Raw genomic sequence first — 6,550 nt, 5'->3', positions numbered from 1 at the left:
CTAGCGACAATAGCGACATGGCCCCACCTGATCCCATTCCGAACTCAGAAGTGAAACGTGTTAGCGCCGATGGTAGTGTGGGAGTTCCCATGTGAGAGTAGGACATTGCTAGGCTTCTATTTAGAGAAACCCGTAGCTGATGCTACGGGTTTTTTGTCTAAAACCTTATGATTTAACTAATTTTTAAGTTAATTAACTCATAAAGTTTTTTGTCTGATGACAATAGCGACATGGCCCCACCTGATCCCATTCCGAACTCAGAAGTGAAACGTGTTAGCGCCGATGGTAGTGTGGGAGTTCCCATGTGAGAGTAGGACATTATCAGGCTCCTATTAAAGAAGCCCGATTCGAAAGAGTCGGGCTTTTTGCTGTCTTGGGTTTTTATTCCTTAAGGCTATACAGGTGTGATATGTTTGGCTGAGCTCTCTAAGTAAGAGCTTTTCTGAATATCCTAATCTAACGTATTAATTAATACATGCATGTTATTAGGGCATTATCAGATTGTTATTACATAAGCTGATTAGAAAAAATTGATCGTTTTACTGTCTGTCATTATTTCATTTACAGTAATGCTAAATTTTACTTTTATCCATATAGGTAATGAACACTGATGTCATGGAAACCTAGTATGAATTGGCAGTACGCAAAGCAGCGGGCGCAGATTTTATCTCAAATACGGGCTTTTTTCTTAGCTAGAAATGTTATTGAGGTAGACACACCTTTGCTTTCTCATGCAACGGTTACGGATCCGCATTTAGATGCGTTCGTAACACACTTCAACTATTCTCAAGCGAGTCATTGCGATGAGCCTATAGCGTTATATGCGCAAACGTCACCAGAGTTTGCTATGAAGCGACTTCTGGCAAGTGGCTACGGATGTTGCTATCAAATTTGTAAAGCGTTTCGTCATGAACAACATGGTCGTTATCATAACCCAGAATTTACTATGCTTGAGTGGTATCGAGTTGGCTTTGATCATTTCAAGTTAATGGATGAAGTTGCCGCTTTAATGAGTTTAATATTGGGTTGTCAGCAAATTGAGCGAATTAGTTATCAAGCCTTATTTATCCGAGAACTTGCTATTGACCCTTTGACTACAGATAAAGCTGAACTAATAAGGCTTATTACTTCTCGTAATAAACTCAGTGATTGGTTGGAGCAAGAAGAGTGTATTGATACCTTATTACAATTTATCATGGCCGAATTAATTGAACCTACTATTGGTACAGACATACCATGCTTTGTTTATGACTTTCCGGCAAGTCAGGCATCGCTTGCAAAAATAAGTAAGCAAGATCCGCGTGTTGCAGAACGTTTTGAATGCTATTTTAAAGGTATTGAACTAGCGAACGGTTTTCATGAGCTTATTGATGTTGAGCAACAAAAACTCCGCTTTGAGCAAGATAATGAAATTCGTGCCCAATTAGGCAAGCCTAAACATGATTTAGACAATAATTTTATCTCAGCATTAGCACATGGCTTACCAGCCTGTGCAGGTGTTGCATTGGGTATTGATAGGCTGGTTATGCTTGCTTTATCAGCGAGTGAAATAGATCAAGTTATCACTTTTCCGATAGAGAATGCTTAAGTGTTTCCATATCAGAAATACTTTAATCTGACATATTCAACTCTTTAAGCTTTCTGGTTAACGTATTTCTGCCCCAACCAAGTCGTTTTGCTGCTTCTTGTTTGTGGCCTTGTGTATGTTTTAATGCGCTATCAAGTAATACTTTTTCAAACTCGGGTAGTGCTTGCTCGATGATATTACTTCTACCTAATGATAACTCGTTGTCGACCCAAGTCTTTAAATTTTCTTGCCAGCTGTTCTGAGCATTTTTCGTAGTAGTGACCTTTTTTTCAGTAAGCTCACTGGGTAGATCCGTCATTAAAATTTCTTTACCACTGGCCATCACGGTAAGGAATCTACAAATGTTTTCTAATTGCCTAACATTGCCGGGCCATTCACATTGTTCCAGATACGATAAAGTCGTTTTGTGCAGCGTTTTACTTTCAACTCCTAATTCGTTTGCTGCGCGCTTTAAAAAATGTTGAGTTAATTGGCTGATATCCTCTTTTCTATCTCGTAAGCTAGGTACTTGAATCCTAATAACATTAAGTCGATGAAAAAGATCTTCACGAAAGTCACCATTGTTTACACGCTTCTCTAAATTTTGATGAGTAGCAGCAATTATTCGTACGTCTACTTGTATGGGAGAGTGACCACCAACACGATAAAATTGCCCGTCAGAAAGTACTCTAAGCAGCCTTGTTTGAATATCAAGCGGCATATCACCAATTTCATCTAAAAATAGAGTGCCCTGATGAGCTTGTTCAAAACGCCCATGGCGTACAGCATTAGCGCCAGTAAATGCACCTTTCTCATGACCAAACAATTCTGACTCTATTAAGTCTTTTGGAATAGCTGCCATATTAAGAGGTATAAATGGAGCTGAAGATCTTGGGCTGTGCATATGTAGTGCATGGGCGACTAATTCTTTACCTGTGCCAGACTCACCATTTATTAATACACTAATACTTGAACGAGAGAGTCGACCAATGGCTCTAAAAACTTCCTGCATAGATGGAGCCGCGCCAATAATACCAACGCTGTTTACTGCCGGAACACTCAGCTGTTTTTTCGACTTTAATTCACGGGCATGCGTTAAAGCTCGGTTAGCAAGGGTAACAGCATCATCTATATCAAATGGCTTTGGTAAATACTCAAACGCTCCACCTTGGTAGGCATTAACAGCGGAATCAAGATCTGAATGTGCAGTAATTATGATCACAGGTATATGAGAGAATTTTTCATTAATTTGTGCTAACAAGGTCATACCATCAATATTAGGCATGCGAATATCAGAAATTATAACTTCAGGCTGATTATGCTCCAACGCGATTAAAAGGTCTTGTGGATCATGAAATGTACCGACACTTATATTGGCATTTGATAAGGCTTTTTCTAGTACCCATCTAATTGAACTATCATCATCGACGATCCATACTTGTTCGGTGATCATTGGTTTTTCTCGCTATTAAAAGGTAATAAAATAGTAAATTCTGTATGTCCAGGTCGACTCTTACAGGATAATTTTCCTTGGTGCTGATGAATAATAGTTTGGCAGATTGAAAGCCCCAATCCCGTACCAGAAGCTCTGCCAGAAACCATCGGATAAAATAACGTTCGCTGAATATGATCAGGTATGCCAGGACCATTGTCGATTATGCTGATTTCTGCACACAATTTAATGCGTTTACCATTAATGGTTTTATTACTTGCTGCTCGGGTTTTTAAAGTAATTTTACTTTCGCCGTCTAGGGCTTGAATAGCGTTATGAACAATATTGATAACGGTTTGCTGTAGTTTGTCTTGATCAAAAACTATTTCAGGTATTGAAGGGTCATAGTCACGAGCCAGCGTGATATTTTTAGGATTATCAAATTGGGTCAACTGGAATACTTTTTCGATAACAACATGAATATTTTGTAACTTCATTACTGGTAGTTGATTAGGACCCAATAAACGATCAACTAGGTTTGTTAACCTGTCGGCTTGTTCTATTATCATAGCGGTGTATTCTTTTTGTTCGACGTTAAGCTCTAAATCTAATAGTTGAGCCGCTCCTCGAAGGCCACCAAGTGGGTTTTTAATTTCATGGGCGAGACCACGGATAAGGTCGCGTGCAGATTCCCATTGCTGTTGTTGAAATGCTTCAGCACTTATCTGCTTTTGTTGATCAATTTGTTTAAACTCTAATAAGATATGTGGATACTGTTCAAAAGTAACCGATGAGGCCGTAACTTCAACTGTGATTTTTCGGTGGTCAAAAAACTCAATAGTGACATCACTATCGCTAAATTCTTGGCCGGTAGTGAGCAGTTGTTGTAAGCGATCATTATTAATCGGGGTATTGTAAAATACTTGGTCAATTGGAAGCCGGTATAGTTTGCTTAAACTTTTAACCAATAATGCTTCTGCAGACGGGTTAACGTAACATATGCCAAGTTCATGATCTAATACTACTACAGCCGTTACCATTTGATTTGGTAACGCTTGTTGATAGTGCAATTTTATTTTTTTTAAATCTACGACCTGATCAGACATTACTTTCCCTTGCACTAAAATGGTGCGATAAGTAACGAGTGTAAATAATTATGGTGCAATATGCACTTAAATCCGGCTAATTAGCCTTGTTAACAGAGATTCTGTGCATATAAAACGTTACAGGAGAAGATGTTGCAATAATCTTGCCTTTATCATCAAGTAAGGCCATTTTTATTTTATGTTCACCACGATCAATATCTCTAAGTACAAACATTGAGTGTGTTTGAGGATTTTTATAGGGCTTGTCATCTAAATATAATTGAATTTTAAGACCACGTTTGAAGATGGGTTTTATTCGTCCTGAAACATAAGCAGAGCCTGTATTATCTCTAATCGTAGCGTTATTTTCAGGTTGAATTATTTCTACTTGGTAATTGTTGTCTATGACTTTGGGTTTAATATCTAATATTGAAGTGTCAATTGAGGATTTTACGGTATTAGGTTCTTTTACGTCGACTTCTTCTGCGCCAGGTTTTGGGCTATCAGAAAAAACTAGTACCCCTTGCTCGTTTCGCCATACATAAACTTTAGCAGAGCCAGCAAACACAGAAAAGGCTTGCGTAAGCAATACAAAAAATATGCAAAAACGTGCAATGTACATCAAAAATTAATATCCCTGTTCCGTAGGTTTAGGTTTTCTAAGTATAATCTATCCAAATTATCCTAAATGTACCACAAAAAAAGCTCACCGAAGCGAGCTTTTTTAATATTTATCTATTTGAATTAGCTACACACTGTAATACATATCAAATTCAACAGGGTGAGTCGTTGAGTTTAACAATTCAACTTCTGCACGTTTAATGTTGATATAGGCATCGATCATGTCTTTATCCATAACACCACCTTCAGTTAAGAAGTCCATGTCATTTTCTAACGCATCTAGTGCTTCTTCTAAAGATGAAGCTACTTGTGGAATTTCTGCAGCTTCTTCAGCAGGGAGATCATAAAGATCTTTGTCCATTGCATCGCCAGGATGAATTTTGTTTTTGATTCCGTCAAGGCCAGCCATTAGCATTGCTGAGAAACCTAAATAAGGGTTCATCGTTGGATCAGGGAAACGAACTTCGATTCGCATTGCTTTTGGTGATGGTACAATTGGAATACGAATTGACGCTGAACGATTACGTGCAGAGTACGCTAGCATTACAGGTGCTTCAAAACCAGGTACAAGACGTTTGTACGAGTTAGTTGAGGCATTGGTGAAAGCATTCAGTGCTTTAGCATGCTTGATAATTCCACCAACATAGTAAAGCGCCATTTCAGATAATCCGCCGTACTTGTCACCAGAGAATAAGTTAACACCGTCTTTAGCTAAAGATTGGTGAACATGCATACCTGTACCATTGTCACCGACTAAAGGTTTTGGCATAAATGTCGCTGTTTTACCGTAAGCGTGAGCTACGTTGTGAACAACATATTTGTATATTTGCACTTCATCTGCTTTTAACACCATGGTATTAAAACGACAGGCGATTTCGTTTTGACCCGCTGTAGCAACTTCATGATGATGCGCTTCAACCACTAAGCCCATTTCTTCCATCACTAAACACATAGCAGAACGTAAATCTTGAGATGAATCAACTGGTGAAGTAGGGAAGTAACCACCTTTAACGCCAGGACGATGTCCCATGTTACCTTCTTCGTATTCTGTACCAGAATTCCAAGCCGCTTCTTTATCATCTATTTTATAGAATGAACCACTCATGTCTGTATGGAAACGAACATCATCAAAAACGAAGAATTCTGGCTCAGGACCAATTAAAACAGTATCAGCTATGCCAGTGCTACGCATGTAATCTTCAGCGCGTTTAGCCACTGAACGAGGGTCACGGCTATAACCTTGCATTGTTGCTGGCTCAAGAATGTCACAGCGAACATTTAATGTAACTGCTTCAGTAAATGGGTCAAGTACTGCAGATTCAGCAATAGGCATCATCACCATGTCTGACTCGTTAATACCTTTCCAACCTTCAATTGACGAACCGTCAAACATTTTACCATCTTCAAAAAAGTCTTCTGTTACTTGATGATGAGGAATTGAAACGTGTTGCTCTTTACCCTTTGAATCCGTAAAACGTAAGTCAACAAATTTGACGTCATGCTCTTTAATTAAATCTAAAACTGCGTTTGACATTGAAAGTCTCCATTGTAATTAATGCTTAAATGACCAAGAAATATTTATCTATTGATGGTGCTAAAGCGAATATTGTGCCAAAGATAAAGTTATTGAATTATATCACTTTAATGTTTTTTGATAATTTGATTTGCACCATTATCGTGCAATATTTGCTGTGTTGTGGTGCGCATGCTCTAATTTGACCATAGGCAGTATAACAACTGAATAATATTTTGTTGGTTATATTTTTATATCGCGGTGTATTTGCCGAGACTTCTGCTGTATAATACGCGCCCAATTGTAGCCCTATTTCGTTAATATGCTTGAAG

Annotated in this window: 5 protein-coding genes and 2 rRNA genes; 3 read left to right on the top strand and 4 right to left on the bottom strand. The window is 38.4% G+C overall.

The features are described from left to right. The 3 genes from rrf (H4J38_RS15080) (at window position 1) to epmA (ending at window position 1,588) form a co-directional block, all read left to right on the top strand. Window positions 1-114 (top strand): 5S ribosomal RNA (rrf, locus tag H4J38_RS15080). 98 nt (window positions 115-212) lie between these two features. Then, window positions 213-327, top strand: a 5S ribosomal RNA gene (gene rrf, locus H4J38_RS15075). 283 nt (window positions 328-610) lie between these two features. Continuing rightward, window positions 611-1,588, top strand: a complete 978-nt coding sequence (gene epmA / locus H4J38_RS15070) for an elongation factor P--(R)-beta-lysine ligase (protein WP_182133002.1) — start codon at window positions 611-613, stop codon at window positions 1,586-1,588. A 22-nt stretch (window positions 1,589-1,610) separates the two neighbouring features. On the opposite strand, the gene glnG is transcribed toward epmA, so the two are convergent. The 4 genes from glnG to glnA all read right to left on the bottom strand — a co-directional run bounded on the left by glnG (window position 1,611) and on the right by glnA (window position 6,239). After that, on the bottom strand, window positions 1,611-3,020 hold the full coding sequence (glnG, locus tag H4J38_RS15065; protein ID WP_182133000.1) for a nitrogen regulation protein NR(I): 1,410 nt from the start codon (window positions 3,018-3,020) through the stop codon (window positions 1,611-1,613). Then, window positions 3,017-4,105 carry a nitrogen regulation protein NR(II) gene (gene glnL, locus H4J38_RS15060; protein ID WP_182132998.1) on the bottom strand — a complete coding sequence of 363 codons (1,089 nt, stop codon included), beginning with the start codon at window positions 4,103-4,105 and terminating at the stop codon, window positions 3,017-3,019. The genes glnG and glnL overlap by 4 nt, the downstream gene beginning before the upstream one ends. A gap of 76 nt (window positions 4,106-4,181) precedes the next feature. Beyond that, the gene (locus tag H4J38_RS15055) at window positions 4,182-4,706 is read right to left on the bottom strand and encodes a DUF4124 domain-containing protein (protein ID WP_220465576.1); all 525 of its coding nucleotides are present in this window, start codon (window positions 4,704-4,706) and stop codon (window positions 4,182-4,184) included. Window positions 4,707-4,832: 126 nt separating this feature from the next. Continuing rightward, window positions 4,833-6,239 (bottom strand): glutamate--ammonia ligase, encoded by a 1,407-nt coding sequence (glnA, locus tag H4J38_RS15050; protein ID WP_182132996.1) that lies wholly within the window; start codon window positions 6,237-6,239, stop codon window positions 4,833-4,835. Between the last annotated feature and the right edge of the window lie 311 nt (window positions 6,240-6,550).

The sequence above is a fragment of the Colwellia sp. BRX10-3 genome (assembly GCF_014077505.1).
In the GTDB taxonomy this organism is placed as follows: Bacteria; Pseudomonadota; Gammaproteobacteria; order Enterobacterales; family Alteromonadaceae; genus Cognaticolwellia.
The sequence above is the reverse complement of the archived record's forward strand: the minus strand, read 5'-3'. Positions and strand labels throughout refer to the sequence as shown.

Coding starts and splice junctions, on each gene's coding strand:
- epmA (WP_182133002.1), top strand. CDS start 611: ATGTCATGGAAACCTAGTATGAATTGGCAGTACGCAAAGCAGCGGGCG.
- glnG (WP_182133000.1), bottom strand. CDS start 3,020: ATGATCACCGAACAAGTATGGATCGTCGATGATGATAGTTCAATTAGA.
- glnL (WP_182132998.1), bottom strand. CDS start 4,105: ATGTCTGATCAGGTCGTAGATTTAAAAAAAATAAAATTGCACTATCAA.
- H4J38_RS15055 (WP_220465576.1), bottom strand. CDS start 4,706: ATGTACATTGCACGTTTTTGCATATTTTTTGTATTGCTTACGCAAGCC.
- glnA (WP_182132996.1), bottom strand. CDS start 6,239: ATGTCAAACGCAGTTTTAGATTTAATTAAAGAGCATGACGTCAAATTT.